Source organism: Brevibacillus soli (genome assembly GCF_044759095.2).
GTDB lineage: Bacteria > Bacillota > Bacilli > Brevibacillales > Brevibacillaceae > JBIYSM02.
Window position 1 is genome coordinate 13519 of record NZ_JBIYSM020000017.1, and the last position, 16423, is coordinate 29941.

The window sequence follows — 16423 nt, forward strand, 5'->3', positions numbered from 1 at the left end:
AGTTCACGGGAGAGCAGACGTACGGAGCCGGTATTTTCTCTCCGGTCTTCCTACCGTGCCGTACACCAGATCGGCACGTACCTTGCCCTCTCCAATGAGATATTCCAGATACCTTCTGGCGGTGGTTCGGCTTGTCCCCACCAAATTCCCTACTTCTTCCGCGGAAAGTCCCAAGGTGCCGGCCTGCGAGAACGCTCGCAAAATTTTCTCCAGTGTGAGACTGTCGATCCCCTTTGGCATGAACCCGTCCTTTCCCTTGCCGGGCTGGACGCGGCGAAAGAGCATTTGGTCTATCTCCTCCTGCTCCACCGTTCCGGCTTCGCTGGTTCGCAGGACATGCTCACGGTAGCTTTGCAAACGCTCCTGGAAGCGCTCAAAGACGAGCGGCTTGACAATGTAGTCGTAAACCCCGCCGCGCAGGGAGGCTCGCACCATTTCCATTTCCTTGGCCGCTGTGATCATGATGATGTCCACGTTGCGGTAATGCTGGCGGATATGCCAGACGAGATCGATGCCCAGCATGTCGGGCAGGTAGACGTCTAATAGTACCAGGTTCGGCTGGGTAAGTTCCAGCAGTTCCTTTGCCAGTTCACCGTTCGTTGCTGTGGCGATCACATGAAATCCTTCCACTTTTTCAACGAATCGCCGGTTAATATCCAGAATTCTGACATCGTCCTCGACGATCAGCACCTCAACTTGCTTCATGCTCGTCCCTCCGTTGCTTGGGGAGTGAAATGGTGAAAAGCGCTCCACCCAGCTCGCTTCTTCCAACCACGATGTAGCCGCCGAGCTCCTCGACAATTCCCTTTGCCTTGGCCAGGCCGATGCCCCTTTTTTCCCCCGGTTTGGTTGAAAAACCGTACTCAAAAATATGTTCGCGAATGCCGTCTCCCACACCGGTCCCCGAGTCTTCCACTTCGAACAGGATTTCCTGCCCCGCGTCGGAGATATAGCATTCAACGGTTTTGGAATCGGCTCGGGGATCGCATACTGCCTCAAACGCGTTTTGTATGAGATTGCCCAGCAGCAGAACAATTTGCTGGCGGTTGATCATCTCGGGAAGCTCTCTCAGACGGCTGTCGCGGTTGATGTGAAATTGTATTTTCAATTCCTTGGCCCGGTTGTGCATGCCTAAGAGCAAGGCGCTTATCATCGGATCGGATACATGCTTTGCAAGATAGAGGACGAGTTCCTGTTGGGAGGAGGTTTCACTCGTAATCAGCTCGATCGCCTCTTGAACGGACCCCAGCTGCAAGAGACCTGAGATCGTGTACAGCAAATTGTGAAATTCATGGGTCTGCGCACGCAGGACATCCGCGTAGCGTTTCACCTGGGAGAGTTCTGCCGTCAGTTGGTCGATCTCGGACTTCGGGCGAAAGCTGCTCACCACCCCGATTACTTTGTTTCCCATCTTGATCGGAACGCGGCTGACGATAATCTCCTTCCCTGCGAAGATGGCCTCCCGGTCCAGCTGCTGCTCACCTGTCTCGAGCACCTCCAGCATTTTGGTGGTAGGCAAAAGCTCCTGGACCGGTCTTCGATGCACGTCCTTTTCCTTGGGCAAATCGAGAATCTTGGTGGCTGCCTTGTTCACCATCGTGACTTCCCCATCCCGATTGATTGCGATGATCCCTTCCCGAACGGATTCGATAACCGCGTTGCGCTCCATGAACAGGGCGGCAATCTCCTCCGGCTCCAGTCCGAGAATCGCCCGCTTGAAGCGCCTGCTCAGCCAGACGGCTCCCAGAATGCCGAACAGAACGGACAGCGCAATAATTCCGAGCACCTTTTCCCGATAGCTGGCGATCGCTTCTTCGAGGTCTTCCAGAAGGAATCCGACGGAAACAATGCCGATTACCTCTCCCGCATCGTTTTTGATCGGAACCTTTCCCCGCAAGGCCGGTCCCAGGCTCCCTACTGCTGTTGACACATAGGAGCGTCCGTGGATCAAGGCCTGATCGTTGTCTCCCCCGACCATTTCCTTGCCGATTCGCTCCGGTACCGGATGGGAGTAGCGAATCCCGTGACGGTTGCCCACAACCACGTACTCCGCTTCCGTTTGGAGACGCACATTTTCCGCAATCGGCTGAATGATGGCCGAGGGGTCACTGGTGCTGAATGCTCCTCTCACCTGGGGCATATTGGCAACAATTTTTGCCACACTGAGAGCCCTTTTTCCCACCTGCTCTTCGATCGAGGCAGAGATGATCGAGGTGAATACGGTCCCCAGTGCGCCGATGATGGAGACGATGACAAAGATCGTGAGCAAGATCATTCTGGTTTGCAACGTAAACCGCCAATTTCTGCTAAACATGTCTTCACCTCCTCTCCATCTTACCATCGGATCTGTGAAAAAAGGTAGAATCAATAGCCGGGTTCGTGTAGAGTAGTAAAGGGAAGGTGACACGTTATGCATACAAACCTGCGCTCGTTTTTGGAACAGCTACGACGCGCCGGCCAGCTTGTCGAGATTGACGCCCCCGTTGATCCGTATCTCGAACTGGCCGAAATTCATCGCAGAGTGATTGACGAACAGGGACCTGCCCTGCTCTTTACCCATGTAAAAGGAAAGTCGTTTCCCGTCGTGACCAATTTGTTTGGAACGGCAGAACGGGTCGACATGGCGTTTGGTCCCAAACCGGAATCAATTGTCCGCGAGCTGGTGCACGGCTTGGACAAGCTGCTGCCGCCCAAGCTGTCAGCGCTGTGGGACCTGCGCGATTCGCTTCTCGGCGTAATGAAAACCGGGACCAAGTCCGTCAGCCCCGCGCAGGCACCGGTGACGCAGGTGTCCACCACTGATGTGGACATGACCCAGCTGCCCGCATTGACCAGCTGGCATCTGGACGGCGGTCCGTTTGTGACATTGCCGCTTGTTTACACGGAGCACCCGGAATCAAAGGAACACAATCTCGGCATGTACCGGATTCAAATCTACGACAAGAATACCACCGGCATGCACTGGCAAATTCATAAAGGAGGCGGATTCCACTACCACGAGGCGGAGAAGCGGAATCAACCTCTCCCGGTGACTCTCACGGTAGGCGGACCGCCAGCCTTGATCATTTCAGCCATCGCTCCTCTTCCAGAGATGGTGCCGGAACTGGTCTTTGCCTCCCTGCTGATGGGCGAAAAGCTGAAGCTGGTGGACGTACCCAACCATCCGCATAAGATTGTGGCGGAGGCAGAGTTCGTCTTCGGAGGAATCGTTCCGCCGCACGTCCGCCGACCGGAAGGCCCGTTCGGCGATCACTTTGGCTATTATTCCTGGGAACATGATTTTCCCGTATTCAACGTCCAGCAGATGTGGCGGCGCAAAGACGCCATTTACCCCGCCACTGTGGTAGGAAAGCCTCGTCAGGAGGACTACTTTATCGGCGAATACCTGCAGCGGCTGCTCTCCCCGCTCTTTCCGGTCGTCATGCCTGGCGTCAAGGCGCTCTGGACATACGGGGAAACCGGTTTTCACGCTCTTGCCGGGGCAATCGTCCGGGAGAGCTATTACAAGGAAGCGATGGCTCACGCCTTCCGCATCATGGGAGAGGGCCAGCTGACTCTGACCAAGTTCTTGATGGTGACGGACGTCCCGTGCGATCTGTCCAACTTCTCGCACTTCCTGGAAATCGTTCTCGCAAGATTCCAGCCGGAGCGCGACCTGTTGATCGTCAACGATACCTCCAACGATACGCTGGACTACACCGGTCGCAAGTTCAACCACGGCAGCAAGGGCATCATGCTCGGCATCGGTGAGCCTGTCCGCGAATTGCCGCGGGAATACACGGGTGGTACGATCCCCGGCATTCATGACGCCAAGCCGTTTTGCCCAGGATGTCTGGTCATCTCCGGCCCGAGTTTTGCCAACCGTCCTGAGCTCGGTGAAGAGCTGCTTCCGTTCGTGAATGAACATCTGCGCGAATGGCCGATGATCTGCATCGTAGATGACGCTTCAGTCGCGGAGAAGCAAAGCAGCTTTTTGTGGACGGTCTTCACCCGATTTGATCCGGCACACGATCTGTACGCCCAATCGACAATCGTGCGCAACAAGATTCGCTATGAAGGCCCGCTCATCGTCGACGCCCGCATGAAGCCGTTTTATCCGGACGAAGTGGAAACCCGTCCCGACATCGCGGAACGGGTCGACCGCCGCTGGAAAGAGTACTTCCCTGATGGATTATAAGAAAACCCACTCGGCATTAGCTACTCTCACCCCACTCGGCGGTAGCTATCGCTGAGCCGAGTGGGGTCCCTTTTTTCGCCGGGCGGGGCCCCGAACACTTTTCTAGCTGCTGTATGGGATGTCCAAATTTATAAATTCTTATACACTAAGAAATGCCCGGAAGCATATTCTTCCGGGCGTTTTTTCGCATATATGGGCCCCAGCCGACACCTGTAAGGGACCCCGCTCGGTAATTCTTATGCGCGAAAATTCTGTAATCAGAAATCTCCCCCATCAATATACTTAAGCAACTTGTATCTGAGACAAACACGCTTCAGGTACAAAACATTGATAAAGGAGGGAGTCTCCAATGAAAACGCAGGTAGAAGTAGACGGCATTGTCACCCTGACGAAAGAAGGCGAAAACCAGATCAAAGACAGCCCGCTCTTTAACGAAGGACTTCGCCCGACGAACCGGGCGGAACATGATTGGACAGCGTACAACTTTGCAAGCCTCTGGATTGGGATGTCAATTTGTCTGCCCACCTACGCCATGGCCGCCGGCTTGATCTCTCTGGGCATGAACTGGTGGCAAGCGATTTTTACGATCATTTTGGGTAACTGTATCGTCCTCATTCCCATTCTTCTCAACGCCCACGCCGGAACGAAGTTCGGGATCCCCTATCCGGTCTACGCCCGTCTCTGGTTTGGTTCAAAAGGTGCCCACATTCCCTCAATGGCGCGTGCCATTATCGCCGCCGGCTGGTTTGGCATCAACTGCTGGTTTGGCGGCGCGGCCATCGACACCCTGCTGATGGCGATGACCGGCTGGGAAAACATCCCCGGACATCTCTGGATTGCTTTTCTCGGCTTTTGGGCATTAAACGTCTGGATCTCCTACCGTGGACCGGAATCGATCAAGACAATGGAAAACTGGGCGGCTCCCGTGCTGGTGATCATGGGACTTGCTCTCCTGGTATGGGCAGTCACTGCTGCAGGCGGCTGGGGACCGATGCTCTCCGCGCCGTCCAAGTTTACCTCTACCGCTGATTTCCTGAAAGTGTTTTTCCCGGCATTGACCGGCGCGATTGCCTTCTGGTCCACACTGGCCCTGAACATCCCGGACTTCTGCCGCTACGCCAAGAGTCAAAAAGCGCAAATTGTCGGTCAATCCGCTGCCCTGCCGTCCACAATGGGACTCTTTTCGTTCATCGGGGTGGCCGTGGCGTCGGCAACTGTTGTCGTTTTCGGCGAAGCCATTTGGGATCCGGCTGCCATTCTGGCGAAGTTCTCGCCCTTCGTCATCTTCCTCGGTACGCTGGGAATCATCCTGGCGACGTTGACCACCAACGTCGCCGCGAACGTGGTGGCACCGGCTCGTGCGATCGAAAACCTCTCTCCCCGCCGAATGACGTTTGGCATGGGAGCCATTATCACAGGGGTAGTCGCACTGGTGATGCAGCCCTGGTATATCCTGGAAAACTTTGGCAACTACATTTTCCTCTGGATGGGTACTTACGGGGCGCTGCTCGGACCGATCGACGGCATCGCCATCGCCGATTACTGGCTCGTCCGAAAGCAGCGGATTCACCTGACCGAGCTGTACCGCACAAACGGCATTTACTCCTACAAAGGCGGCGTCAACCAACATGCGGTTTGGGCCATGCTGATCGGGATCGCGGTGCCGTTTATCAGCAAACAGATTCCCGGATTGACGATCATCTGGGACAACGCATGGACATTCGGTCTCCTCATCTCCCTCGTCTTCTATACCTGGTTGATGAAAAACAGCACGAGTGTGATCAGCGCAGCCGATTACAACAAAATTACCGCCTATGGAAGTGAGCAGCGCGCATCCTGATAACGGCAAAACCTTCCGCTCCCGGTGACGGGGGCTTTTTATTGGGTATAATAGTGGCAAAGGAGTGGGTATCTTGGAAAACAAATCGTTTTACTACCTTTCCAGCTGGGATGATGCGGCGGTGTACTCACGGGTATTGGAAGCGATGGGAATCCCGCACGCCGTTGAAGCTCCCGGCGGCCCCTTGCCAATCCAGGAGGGTCAGCTGGCCATCGTTTTTCCTGATCTAAACGTTCGCCAGTACAACAGCGTCCGTGAGCTGTTCGGCGGCAACGGCATCCGATATGTCAATCCATAACATTATGGGGCTCTCTGCGGTAATGATTGCGGGATATGTTCTGGAGCGTAAACCGGCCCCACTCATCCTTCAATTCGTCCAGGGTCGCTTCCTTTAACGGCTTGCCGCACGCTTGCGTAACGCCGTTTCGAATCAGCTTCACCATCAACTCGTTTTTCACATGACTCATGAAAATCTCCTCCCCGTTCCCTGTGTCTTCTATACATATGCATCTGACCGCGGTTTCGTCATAGGGCGCGATTACATCCTTTCCAAAAAGAAAACGGGCCTCACCCGCAACGGTGAAGCCCTGATGTTTCTCAATCAACCACTAGTGGTTCTTTGTGTATATTGACTCTCCAACAAGGTTTTTCACCAGGTTTGGAATATCTAAAAGGACAATCATCCGCTCTTCAAGCTTGGCGATGCCGTAAATGAAAGTGGATTGGACTATGGCTGGTTTTTGAATCATCGTGCCAGGTACGTCGATGATATCCGTAGCAGCATCGACAGCAAAACCCACGACTTGATCTTCCACTTGGGCAACGATGTACCGGGTAGACTCGGTAATGGCAATCGGCGCGCCCCCGAATATTTTTGACAGGTCAATAATCGGAATGACGGTGCCGCGGAGATCTATCATTCCCAACAGGTACGGGCTACTCTCCGGAACCGGTGTTGTTTCCCGAGCCTTTTCAATCGATACCACGTCGGTAACGGAAATGCCGTATTCCTCACTGCCGATACGGAAAATGACTTCTTTCTGGCTTGACATCTTTTGCGTCATGATGAACACCCCACTAGGAAAATTGTCACTTCGTACTATTTCGATAGTCCTAGTCAAAAACCATTCATCCTTTTCAAAAGAAATCAATTCGATATTTTTTCTGCTGCAAATAAAGGTGGGAAACGTGTGGATAAAGTAATGATGTCTCTTGTTCTTCTCCTTGTTTTCTTCCTCATCGTCTGCTACTTATTCTGGAGGAGCATACGAAACAAAAGAAAGTAAATTCAACGAAAATGGCTACTCGATAATGCCAAGATAACACAAATCCTCAAACTGAATTTGTCCTGTCACCTTCAGCCCTTCTTTTTGTTGAAACCGGATAACGGCCCGTTCCGTTTGACGGTTGAACTTACCATGGCAGACGCCATGATAATAACCGGCGGCTTTTAACCTGTTTTGAACCAATTGGGTAAGAGCTCCCCTGGATCCTGGAACAAGGATTCGATAGGTGATATGATCGTGCCCCATGATGGGACCATCAATGATTACGGCAGTACCAATCGAAACCTTATCGTACAGTTTTTCAATATCTTGGTTATTCATTCGGAAACAGCCATGGCTCGCAAATGTGCCAATCGTCTCGGGGCGGTTGGTCCCGTGAATTCCGTACGTTCCCCAACTGACATTCAATCCTAACCAACGAGATCCAAATCCGCCTCCCCAGTTTTTGGACTTATGAATGATTCGAAAAGTACCAATGGGCGAAGGCGTATCTTTCGCTCCCGCCGCAATCGGATACGCAGACAACACCTCACCATCCTTATTTTTCAGATAAAGGCGGCTGTGCCACAAGTTGATGTAGACCGAAATTTTTTCTTCCGCAATCGGTTCTCGTGCAACAATACTAGATATCCCCCCGAGTGCGTACCAATAACATACGGTACTTACGATCAATAGAATCCTCAGCATGTCGACCTCACAAAAATATTGATATACAGGGGTTAGTATTCGAAATTTCATTCCTTACATACACGGCACAATTTAAAATCCCCTCCGGTCAACAATGGTGCGCCTATCCTACCAGATAGACTCTTTCCATTGTCAATCAAAAGGGGATATTACCAAACAGCGAGTTTTTGGTAACGGACTTTCTCAGACGATTGTCGGTTACAGTTTGAACTGACTGATGGATTGCTGCAGCTCGAGCGCGAGGCGGCTGAGATTTTCGCTGGAAGTCGCAATCTCATGCATCGAGGCAAGCTGCTCCTGTGACGAAGCGGCGACAGCCTGCGTACTGCCGGATGAATCTTGTGCCAGCCGATTCATCTCCTCCATCGAAGAGGTTATTTCTTGAATGCTTGCGGAAAGCTGCTCGGTCGCTGCCGATACTTCCTGGATCTGATCCGCGACGGAATGTGCGGCGAGGACGATACGTTGAAACGCTTCCCCGGCTTCCTTGACTACAACCGCGCCTGTCTGTGCTTCCTGTGTTCCTTGATCCATCGCTTCCACAGCCTTTCCGGTCTCCAGTTGAATCTCCTGAATGAGTCGGGCTATTTCACGGGCAGATTCCTCGGATTGCTCCGCAAGTTTTCTGACCTCGTCCGCCACTACGGCAAAGCCGCGTCCATGTTCGCCGGCACGGGCTGCTTCAATGGCAGCATTGAGCGCCAGCAGATTTGTTTGGGACGCGATTCCGGTAATGACCTCGACGATCTGAGTGATGGCTTGCGAACGCTCACCCAGTTCCTTGACGACAGCAGCAGAGTGATTGACTGCCTGCTGGATCGCATCCATCTGGGAGACCGCGCGTTGAATAAAAGCATTCCCCTGTTCCGCTTCCCCTGCGGCTGAAACGGACGCCTCGGAGACCACCCCGGACGTCTCTGCAATCCGCTGTATCCCGATGGCCATTTCCTCCATGACGCGAACGGTTTCATCGGTTCGGTGCACTTGCGTTTCTGATGCACCCGCAATTTGTTGGATGGCGTCGGCAATTTGTTCGGTCACCTGCGCCGTTTCTTCTGCACTGGCGGACAGTTGTTCGGACGAGGCGGCAACTTGTTCTCCGGCCACTTTTACCTGATTGACCAATTCACGCATGTTCTCGATCAGCGTGTTGAAGGCGGCTCCCAGCTTGCCCACTTCGTCTTTACCCGTGTATGCGACCGGTTCCAAAGCGAGGTTCCCGCCAGACAGCTCTTGCAGATTGCGAACCAGTTGCTTGAGCGGATTGGCGATCAGACGGGACAAGTACAGGCCAAAGAGAGATGCCAAGACAACCGCTGCCACGATCGTGCCAATCAGGATTCCCTTGGCCAGCACCGCATCCGCCATGTTCTCCTTGTTCAGTTGATCGGCCATGGTATCGTGATAATCAGCGAGCGATTTCAACTTATTGTTGATGCTGTCTAGCGTCTCCTCTGTCGCCATGAAGTAGGCGAACGCTTCGTCAGCATTTTGCTCGTTGATCAACCTGATCACCTGCGTACGATCGTTGCGATACTCGTCCAATTCCGGTTTCAATTGCTCCAGAATTTGTTTGGCAGTTGCATCCAGTTCCAGTTTTTCATAATTCGCCAGAAGTTCATCTACCTCGGCAATCCGCTGTTCAAGAACCTGCTTGTACTCCTGACGCTTATTGGCATCCGTCTGCAGGATCATCTTAAAGACGATCGCTTCGTTCGCCCGTGTTTGGACGCGCACTTCCTTGACCCATTTGATTGCCAACAGCTGGTTTTGATACATGGACTCCAGGTTTTCTTCGGCCTTCATCAGAAAATAGAAGCCGGTGCCGCCGACGGCTGCCAGGAAGAGCGCCATTACCAGGACGAGGTTGAGAAGCTTTGCTCGGGTACTTAGATTTCGCATGTTTACTTGGATCCCCCTACAACTGTGTGAATAGTACCAATGATAGAAAAAAGTCGAATAATGTCTAATTCTACCAAAACGGGGGAGGCAAGTCGAGAAACTTTAGATAATGTCCTGCACATCGAAGACCGTTACCAGCTCGATCCGGGAGATTTGCTCGTTCGGCCGGTAGCAAACATAATAGATGAGTTCCTCACTGATTTCATAGAGGATTCCGCTTAAGCCTCTCTCCAAGATAAAGGTGCGGATCTCATCCCCTGTCCACTCCAGCCAATCCTGATGCCCCATCTCCTCGGAAATCCGCCTCAATTCCTTGCCGGTGTGGCGCCACCTCAGCGCCTCATCGCGGAGCTCATTCTCTCCGTAACGTTTGTCCAGGCGATACAGCCCGTCCAGTTTTATTTCTTGAGCGAGGATGGCTGCCCGATCCCACGTTTTTTCAGCGTGACAGATTGCATAGTGGGCCGCAACCTGCAGATTGCTCACCAGATAGACCCCAGGCCCGAAGACGGCTTTCGCACTTACACCATCGGCAAAATGACGGCGTTCGTGACGATGGTAGCGCTGGGTTTCCACCACGCGAAGCGCCTCCTGGTACTCCACTCCGCGATATACGATTTGCTTCATAGTGCTATCCCCTTACCTATTTGCGCAAATAGGGAAAAGGAGGGGGGTATGATGCTCCCGCTCCTCTTCCTGATTCCCCGCTTTGCTACGGCAGCAGCTTTACCATGTCCTCGTAGGTTTCCGGACGGCGGTCGCGGTAGAACTGCCAGACGTCACGCACTTCGTGGATAAGGTTTTTGTCCATCTCGGCCAGGATGATTTCATCCTGATCGCGACTTCCGGCTGCTACGATTTGGCCTCGTGGATTCACCAGGTAGGACTGGCCGTAAAATTCGCCCATGTTCCAGGGCGCTTCTACGCCGATCCGGTTGATTGCCGCCACATAGTAGCCGTTGGCAACGGCGTGGGCAGGCTGCTCCAGCTTCCAAAGATATTCGGACAGGCCGGCAACCGTCGCTGACGGGTTGAAGACGATTTCCGCACCGTTGAGGCCAAGCAGGCGGGCCCCTTCGGGAAAGTGACGGTCGTAACAAATGTATACGCCCACTTTGGCAAACGCGGTTTCAAAGACGGGATAACCGAGGTTGCCCGGCTTGAAGTAGTACTTTTCCCAGAAACCGCACCCGCTTGGTCCCGCCGCGACGTGAGGGATGTGCTGCTTGCGGTATTTGCCCAGGAAGGTCCCGTCTGCATCGATCACCGCCGCCGTATTGTAATACGTGCCGATTCCCACCCGCTCGTACACCGGCAGGACAATGACGGTGCCGAGTTCGCGGGCCAGTGATTGAAACCGTTGTGTCGTCGGTCCGTCGGGGACTTCCTCTGCTGACTCGTACCATTTGGTGTTTTGTTCGGTGCAGAAGTACGGACCGTAGAAAATTTCCTGCAGGCAGATGATCTGCGCTCCTTTTGCGGCGGCCTCCCGTACCATGCCGACATGCTTTTCAATCGCCTTTTCCTTGTGAACATGAACCGGCTCGTCGCCGTGAACCTCGTTTTTCGCCTGAATCAACCCGATCATTACCTTGCTAACCATATGCCCCCTCCTTTTGGTTTCATGTGGCCCCGCTCGGATCAGTGTCAGCTATGAACGAGCGGGTTTTTACGGCCTTGTGAACGAATTCCGTTTGACAAACTGACCGGTCCCCGGCTGCCCGACGAACTGTCTGTCACGAACGACGTACGAACCCCTGGAAAGAACCGAGACGACCTCGCCGTACACTTCCTTGCCCTCAAACGGATTGTAGTCGACGTTCATGTGGTGGGTCTTGGCGGAAATGGTCCGCTTTGCGTCCGGGTCAAAGATGACGATATCCGCATCGGAGCCTACCGCGATCGTTCCTTTCCGGGGGAACATGCCGAACAGTTTGGCCACCTTGGTTGAGCAGACGTCGACGAACTGGTTGAGGCTGATGCGCCCCTGACGAACCCCCTCCGAGTATACGATCGCCATCCGGTCTTCAATCAGCGGTCCGCCGTTGGGAATCCGGGTAAAGTCGCCGCGGCCCAGTTCCTTTTGTCCGTTAAAGTTGAACGAGCATTGATCGGAACCGACCGTCTGGAGTATGCCGCCCTTCAACGCATTCCACAACACGTCCTGGTTCCACTGCTCGCGAAGCGGCGGTGACCAGACGTACTTCGCCCCCTCAAAATCCGGCTTCTCCAAGCAGCTGATATCGAGCGCGAGGTACTGCGGGCAGGTTTCGCCGTAAATGTTCCACCCTTTTTCCCTCGCTTCGGCAATTCGCTGTACGGCCGCTGCGCAAGAGACGTGCACCACGTAGAGCTGCGCGTCCGCCAGGGCAGTCAGGGCGATCGCCCGTCCGGTTGCTTCCCCTTCCGCTTCCGGTGGTCTTGTCAGGGCATGATAGATGGGGTCCGTATTTCCTTCGGCCAACGCCTTTTTCGTCAGGTAGTCAATGACGTCGCCGTTTTCCGCGTGAACCTGCACCAAGGCGCCCAGCTCCCTGGCGCGAATCAATGTCTTGAACAGTGTCTCATCGTCAGCCTGGAACACGTTTTTATACGCCATAAACACCTTCAGCGACGTGATGCCTTCCGCCGTCACGACGGATTCCAGCTCATCCAGCACCTGATCGTTGGCTTCGGCAATCATCAGGTGGAAGCCGTAGTCGATGACCGCCTTCCCGCGAGCCTTTTCGTGCCAGGCAGCGATTGCCGAGCGCAGCGATTCCCCTTTTTTCGTCAGGCAGAAGTCGATGATGCTGGTAGTCCCGCCGAAAGCGGCCGCACGGGTTCCGGTGAAAAAGTCATCCGCCGTAACGGTACCGCCGAAGGGCATGTCAAGATGCGTGTGCGGATCAATCCCTCCAGGCAACACGTAGCAGCCGGAGGCATCGATCACCTCAGCCCCTTGCACGTCCAAATCCTGACCGATGGCGATTACCTGCCCATCCTGAACCAACACGTCGGCCTGGTAGGTGTCGGCAGCCGTTACCACGGTACCGCCGCGAATCCATTTTTTCATGTCATCTCCCCCACTTTGCTTTGTGCACGAAAGCACGCTTGACTTGTCCGTACAAGCTATGCGCCGTCCTGGCAAAACATTACTCACACCCGGTGCCGCAGCTTCCTCCTGCCGCGAGAGCCGTCTGCCGTTGGTTCCAGGAAAGCGGCGGATGTCCGGTCGGCACCTCTACCATCTCAATCGTGCCTTCGACCGGGCAAACAATGGAGCAGAGGTTGCAGCCGACGCAGTCATCCTCCCGTACAACCAGCCGCTCTTTTCCATCGTCCACCACGATGTCGATACACTGGTGAGACGCATCTTCACAGGCGATGTGGCACTTGTTGCAGTGGATACAGGTTTCCTCATGAATACGGGCGACAATTTTGTAATTCAGGTTGAGGTTGCCCCAGTCGGAAAAGGTCGGAACTGACTTGCCGACGATGTCCATGACCGAAGCGATGCCTCGCTGGTCCAGGTAGTTGTTCAGCCCATCCGTCATGTCTTCCACGATCCGGAAGCCGTGATGCATGACGGCGGTGCATACCTGGATCCCTGTCGCTCCCATCAAGAGGAACTCTACGACGTCCCGCCAGGTGGAAATGCCGCCAATCCCGGAGATCGGAATGCCGACCTGAGGGTCGCGAGCGCACTCTGCCACCATGTTGAGAGCAATCGGTTTCACTGCCGGGCCGCAGTAGCCGCCGTGTGCTCCTTTGCCGTCCACATGGGGGATGGGAAGCCAGGTATCCAGATCGACACCGATCAAACTGTTGATGGTATTGATCATGCTGATTGCATCGGCTCCTCCCTGCGATGCCGCCCGAGCCGTAAAGCGAATGTCGGTGATATTGGGGGTCAGCTTGACGATCACAGGCGTTTGGGCCACTTCTTTCACCCATTCCACCTGCTGCCTGATCAGATCGGGATGCTGTCCTACAGCCGAACCCATCCCGCGTTCCGCCATGCCGTGCGGACAGCCGAAGTTCAGCTCCAGACCGTCAACGCCGACCGCTTCCACCTGTTTGACGATCTCGTGCCACGATTCCCGCTTGTGCTCAACCATCAGCGAGGCGATCAACGCGTGTTTGGGGAACTTTTTCTTGGTCTCTTCCATCTCTTTCAGGTTTACATCTAGTGGGCGGTCGGTAATCAGTTCAATGTTGTTGAACCCAAGTACGCGCTGCCCACCGTAATGCAGGCCGGCAAAGCGGGAGGTGACGTTGATGATCGGTTCGCCCAACGTCTTCCACACCGCTCCTCCCCATCCCGCATCAAACGCCCGCTGCACCTGGTATCCCGTGTTGGTAGGCGGAGCCGATGCCAGCCAGAACGGGTTGGGCGACTCGATGCCAGCCAAATTGATTCGCAAATCTGCCATTGTCAAGTACCTCCCTTTCTCATCGTTTCATGAAACGGTTTGTTCCTGACCGGTAAGCGCAGCGTGAATGGCCTGAGCCGCCCGTTTCCCGTGGTTGGCGGCGTCCACAACCATCGCATCCGTATTGCCTCCACCGAAGATAACGTCACCGGCCGCAAACACCTTGGGATGGGAGGTTCGGTAGCTGTCCGTTTCCACGCGGACGATGCCGTTTCCATGATCCAAACCGAATGCTTCCATGAGCCGAATGTGGCGCTCCTGCCCGATCGCCTTGATCACGTAGTCGACCTCGATGGTAAACGCGCTGTCTGGTACGGGATGCGGCTTTTTCCGTCCTTTCTCATCCGCTTCTCCCAACTGCATGCGCACCAGCTCAAGTCCCGTCACACGCCCGTTTTCGCCGAGGATCTTCGTCGGGGCAACGAGCCAACGGAACTCGACGCCGTCCTGTTTGGCAAACTCGTACTCAAACTGGTAGGCCGTCATTTCCTTTTCCGTGCGGCGGTAAAGGATTTGCACGAGATCCGCTCCCAGCCGTTTGGAACAGGTGGCCGCGTCGATCGCTGTATTGCCGGCTCCGATGACGGCCACTTTCTTTCCGATCATGATGTCGGTCAGCGGTTTGGTCTTCGTCTCTTCGACCAGGGAGATCGCGTCCAGCACGCCGTCCAGCTCTTCTCCCTCGATATTCAGCTTCGGCACCGCACCCATACCGACCGCAAGCAGTACAGAATCGTACTGTTCCAACAGTTCCTCCGGCATCACGTCTACGCCCACCCGGGTATTGGTCCGAAACTCCACGCCCAACGCTTGTACCTGATCCACTTCCCACAGAGCGATCTCCTGCGGCAGACGGAACGAGACAATGCCGTACGTGTTGAGTCCGCCAGCTTTCTCCTTCGCTTCAAAAATGGTTACCGCATAGCCGTAACGCGCCAGCTCCCGTGCCGCGGAAAGTCCTGCCGGCCCTCCGCCGACTACCGCCACGCGTTTGCCGTTTTTCTCCCCCGGCTGGAACAATGCCGCCTGGTTTTTGATGGCCCAATCCGTCGCGTGCCGCTGCAAGAGCCCGATCATGATCGGACGGGATGCGCCATTCAGGACACACGCCCCTTCACACAGCTCCGAGGTCGGACACACACGGGCGCAGCTTGCTCCAACCGGGTTTGCTTCCATAATCGTTTTGGCCGAACCGAACAAATTTCCGGTCGCGATTTTCTTGATGAAGGAAGGAATGTCTATCGAGGTGGGACACGCCTTGATACAGGGTGCGTCATAGCAGTACAGACAGCGGTTTGCTTCATCGATCGCCTCCTTGGGCCTGAGCGCGGGGACGACTTCCGCGAAGTTTTTGCTCAAATCGGGCATCGTTTCAACCCGATGGCGATGGTCGCTCATTTCCGATACCTCCTCACCGGTCATAGCAAACGTTTGACAGCTCGCTTGATACTAATGAATGTTCGGAAAACCGCTTTTATGATATTGATTTCTCTGCACGAATAGTTGCAGGGCGAAATCATTTTTGCGCAGGATTCATGAATGATTTCATCGGTGAATATCTTGGTACCAGAAGAGCGGATGTGAGGGAATTTGGCATGAGAGAGTATGAGCGAGTGATGGAGGAGCTGCGCCTGCAAATAGAACAGGCAGCGAAGCAGCTTCGCGAACTGGAAGCAAAACGCGACGCATACGAACAGCAGCGAAAGCTTCGTGAGCACTACCTCTCGTCAAGGGAAATCCTGCAGCTGCTGTCCAGCCGGCACGGCCGCACGGGTAGTTGGGCGACGATCAAACGGTGGGCGGACGAAGGGCATCTGGGAGACGTATTGGAGGAACGCGTTCACTTTCCACTGCTTGCGGCAACCCGGGGGAAAAAGCGATTCCTGTATTCAAAGCGGGTGGTATACGGGTTTCTCCATCAAAAAGGTCTGCTGCGCCCCGCCTACGACATTCTGGACCGGGTGAGGATCAAGCGAGAGGGATCGCTCGTTTTGGCTGTTGTCACATCCGCCGAACTGATGGAGGACCGCTTCGTATATTCTCTGCAGATTGAGGGCACGGCGCAAACCTTGACCGACATTGCGGAAGGGGAACTTGCAAAAGAATAGCCACAGAT

General features: G+C 54.5%; 15 protein-coding genes. 4 read left to right on the forward strand and 11 right to left on the reverse strand.

Annotated elements, in window-relative coordinates; translation table 11 throughout:
* Positions 1-3 precede the first annotated feature (3 nt).
* Both ACE99V_RS08975 and ACE99V_RS08980 read right to left on the reverse strand, forming a co-directional pair.
* Positions 4-705, reverse strand: coding sequence for a response regulator (locus ACE99V_RS08975; RefSeq protein ID WP_400490736.1), 702 nt, complete (start codon positions 703-705; stop codon positions 4-6).
* Positions 692-2314 (reverse strand): ATP-binding protein, encoded by a 1623-nt coding sequence (locus ACE99V_RS08980; protein WP_400490737.1) that lies wholly within the window; start codon positions 2312-2314, stop codon positions 692-694. The genes ACE99V_RS08975 and ACE99V_RS08980 overlap by 14 nt, the downstream gene beginning before the upstream one ends.
* Before the next feature lie 96 nt (positions 2315-2410).
* Between ACE99V_RS08980 and ACE99V_RS08985 the strand changes: the two genes are divergently transcribed.
* The 3 genes from ACE99V_RS08985 to ACE99V_RS08995 all read left to right on the forward strand — a co-directional run bounded on the left by ACE99V_RS08985 (position 2411) and on the right by ACE99V_RS08995 (position 6315).
* Positions 2411-4177, forward strand: a complete 1767-nt coding sequence (locus ACE99V_RS08985; protein ID WP_400490738.1) for a UbiD family decarboxylase — start codon at positions 2411-2413, stop codon at positions 4175-4177.
* Between the two features lie 349 nt (positions 4178-4526).
* Positions 4527-6017: an NCS1 family nucleobase:cation symporter-1 gene (locus tag ACE99V_RS08990; protein ID WP_400490739.1), complete on the forward strand. Its 1491-nt coding sequence runs from the start codon at positions 4527-4529 to the stop codon at positions 6015-6017.
* A gap of 64 nt (positions 6018-6081) precedes the next feature.
* Positions 6082-6315: a hypothetical protein gene (locus ACE99V_RS08995; RefSeq protein ID WP_400490740.1), complete on the forward strand. Its 234-nt coding sequence runs from the start codon at positions 6082-6084 to the stop codon at positions 6313-6315.
* On the opposite strand, the gene ACE99V_RS09000 is transcribed toward ACE99V_RS08995, so the two are convergent.
* The 9 genes from ACE99V_RS09000 to ACE99V_RS09040 form a co-directional block, all read right to left on the reverse strand.
* Positions 6305-6484: a hypothetical protein gene (locus tag ACE99V_RS09000; RefSeq protein WP_400490741.1), complete on the reverse strand. Its 180-nt coding sequence runs from the start codon at positions 6482-6484 to the stop codon at positions 6305-6307. The genes ACE99V_RS08995 and ACE99V_RS09000 overlap by 11 nt on opposite strands.
* 141 nt (positions 6485-6625) lie before the next feature.
* On the reverse strand, positions 6626-7081 hold the full coding sequence (locus tag ACE99V_RS09005) for a chemotaxis protein CheW (protein WP_400490742.1): 456 nt from the start codon (positions 7079-7081) through the stop codon (positions 6626-6628).
* A gap of 237 nt (positions 7082-7318) precedes the next feature.
* On the reverse strand, positions 7319-7990 hold the full coding sequence (locus ACE99V_RS09010; RefSeq protein WP_400490743.1) for a L,D-transpeptidase family protein: 672 nt from the start codon (positions 7988-7990) through the stop codon (positions 7319-7321).
* A 198-nt stretch (positions 7991-8188) separates the two neighbouring features.
* Positions 8189-9892 (reverse strand): methyl-accepting chemotaxis protein, encoded by a 1704-nt coding sequence (locus tag ACE99V_RS09015; RefSeq protein WP_400490744.1) that lies wholly within the window; start codon positions 9890-9892, stop codon positions 8189-8191.
* Between the two features lie 102 nt (positions 9893-9994).
* Complete coding sequence (locus ACE99V_RS09020) at positions 9995-10519, reverse strand: hypothetical protein (protein ID WP_400490745.1); 525 nt, start codon at positions 10517-10519, stop codon at positions 9995-9997.
* An 85-nt stretch (positions 10520-10604) separates the two neighbouring features.
* Positions 10605-11495: a nitrilase-related carbon-nitrogen hydrolase gene (locus ACE99V_RS09025; RefSeq protein WP_400490746.1), complete on the reverse strand. Its 891-nt coding sequence runs from the start codon at positions 11493-11495 to the stop codon at positions 10605-10607.
* A 66-nt stretch (positions 11496-11561) separates the two neighbouring features.
* Positions 11562-12947, reverse strand: a complete 1386-nt coding sequence (gene hydA, locus ACE99V_RS09030) for a dihydropyrimidinase (protein ID WP_400490747.1) — start codon at positions 12945-12947, stop codon at positions 11562-11564.
* 79 nt (positions 12948-13026) lie between these two features.
* Positions 13027-14307, reverse strand: coding sequence for an NAD-dependent dihydropyrimidine dehydrogenase subunit PreA (gene preA, locus ACE99V_RS09035; protein WP_400490748.1), 1281 nt, complete (start codon positions 14305-14307; stop codon positions 13027-13029).
* 27 nt (positions 14308-14334) lie between these two features.
* On the reverse strand, positions 14335-15705 hold the full coding sequence (locus tag ACE99V_RS09040; protein WP_400490749.1) for an NAD(P)-dependent oxidoreductase: 1371 nt from the start codon (positions 15703-15705) through the stop codon (positions 14335-14337).
* A 197-nt stretch (positions 15706-15902) separates the two neighbouring features.
* Here ACE99V_RS09040 and ACE99V_RS09045 point away from each other — a divergent pair, with 197 nt between their 5' ends.
* Positions 15903-16415 (forward strand): hypothetical protein, encoded by a 513-nt coding sequence (locus ACE99V_RS09045; protein WP_400490750.1) that lies wholly within the window; start codon positions 15903-15905, stop codon positions 16413-16415.
* The last annotated feature ends 8 nt before the right edge of the window (positions 16416-16423 follow it).

What these genes read in the sequence shown, in the direction of transcription:
- ACE99V_RS09020 (WP_400490745.1), bottom strand. Translation starts at nt 10,519, where the DNA reads ATGAAGCAAATCGTATATCGCGGAGTGGAGTACCAGGAGGCGCTTCGC.
- ACE99V_RS08980 (WP_400490737.1), bottom strand. Translation starts at nt 2,314, where the DNA reads ATGTTTAGCAGAAATTGGCGGTTTACGTTGCAAACCAGAATGATCTTG.
- ACE99V_RS08985 (WP_400490738.1), top strand. Translation starts at nt 2,411, where the DNA reads ATGCATACAAACCTGCGCTCGTTTTTGGAACAGCTACGACGCGCCGGC.
- ACE99V_RS08990 (WP_400490739.1), top strand. Translation starts at nt 4,527, where the DNA reads ATGAAAACGCAGGTAGAAGTAGACGGCATTGTCACCCTGACGAAAGAA.
- ACE99V_RS09025 (WP_400490746.1), bottom strand. Translation starts at nt 11,495, where the DNA reads ATGGTTAGCAAGGTAATGATCGGGTTGATTCAGGCGAAAAACGAGGTT.
- ACE99V_RS09015 (WP_400490744.1), bottom strand. Translation starts at nt 9,892, where the DNA reads ATGCGAAATCTAAGTACCCGAGCAAAGCTTCTCAACCTCGTCCTGGTA.
- ACE99V_RS09010 (WP_400490743.1), bottom strand. Translation starts at nt 7,990, where the DNA reads ATGCTGAGGATTCTATTGATCGTAAGTACCGTATGTTATTGGTACGCA.
- ACE99V_RS09045 (WP_400490750.1), top strand. Translation starts at nt 15,903, where the DNA reads ATGAGAGAGTATGAGCGAGTGATGGAGGAGCTGCGCCTGCAAATAGAA.
- ACE99V_RS09000 (WP_400490741.1), bottom strand. Translation starts at nt 6,484, where the DNA reads ATGAGTCATGTGAAAAACGAGTTGATGGTGAAGCTGATTCGAAACGGC.
- preA (WP_400490748.1), bottom strand. Translation starts at nt 14,307, where the DNA reads ATGGCAGATTTGCGAATCAATTTGGCTGGCATCGAGTCGCCCAACCCG.
- hydA (WP_400490747.1), bottom strand. Translation starts at nt 12,947, where the DNA reads ATGAAAAAATGGATTCGCGGCGGTACCGTGGTAACGGCTGCCGACACC.
- ACE99V_RS09005 (WP_400490742.1), bottom strand. Translation starts at nt 7,081, where the DNA reads ATGACGCAAAAGATGTCAAGCCAGAAAGAAGTCATTTTCCGTATCGGC.
- ACE99V_RS08975 (WP_400490736.1), bottom strand. Translation starts at nt 705, where the DNA reads ATGAAGCAAGTTGAGGTGCTGATCGTCGAGGACGATGTCAGAATTCTG.
- ACE99V_RS09040 (WP_400490749.1), bottom strand. Translation starts at nt 15,705, where the DNA reads ATGAGCGACCATCGCCATCGGGTTGAAACGATGCCCGATTTGAGCAAA.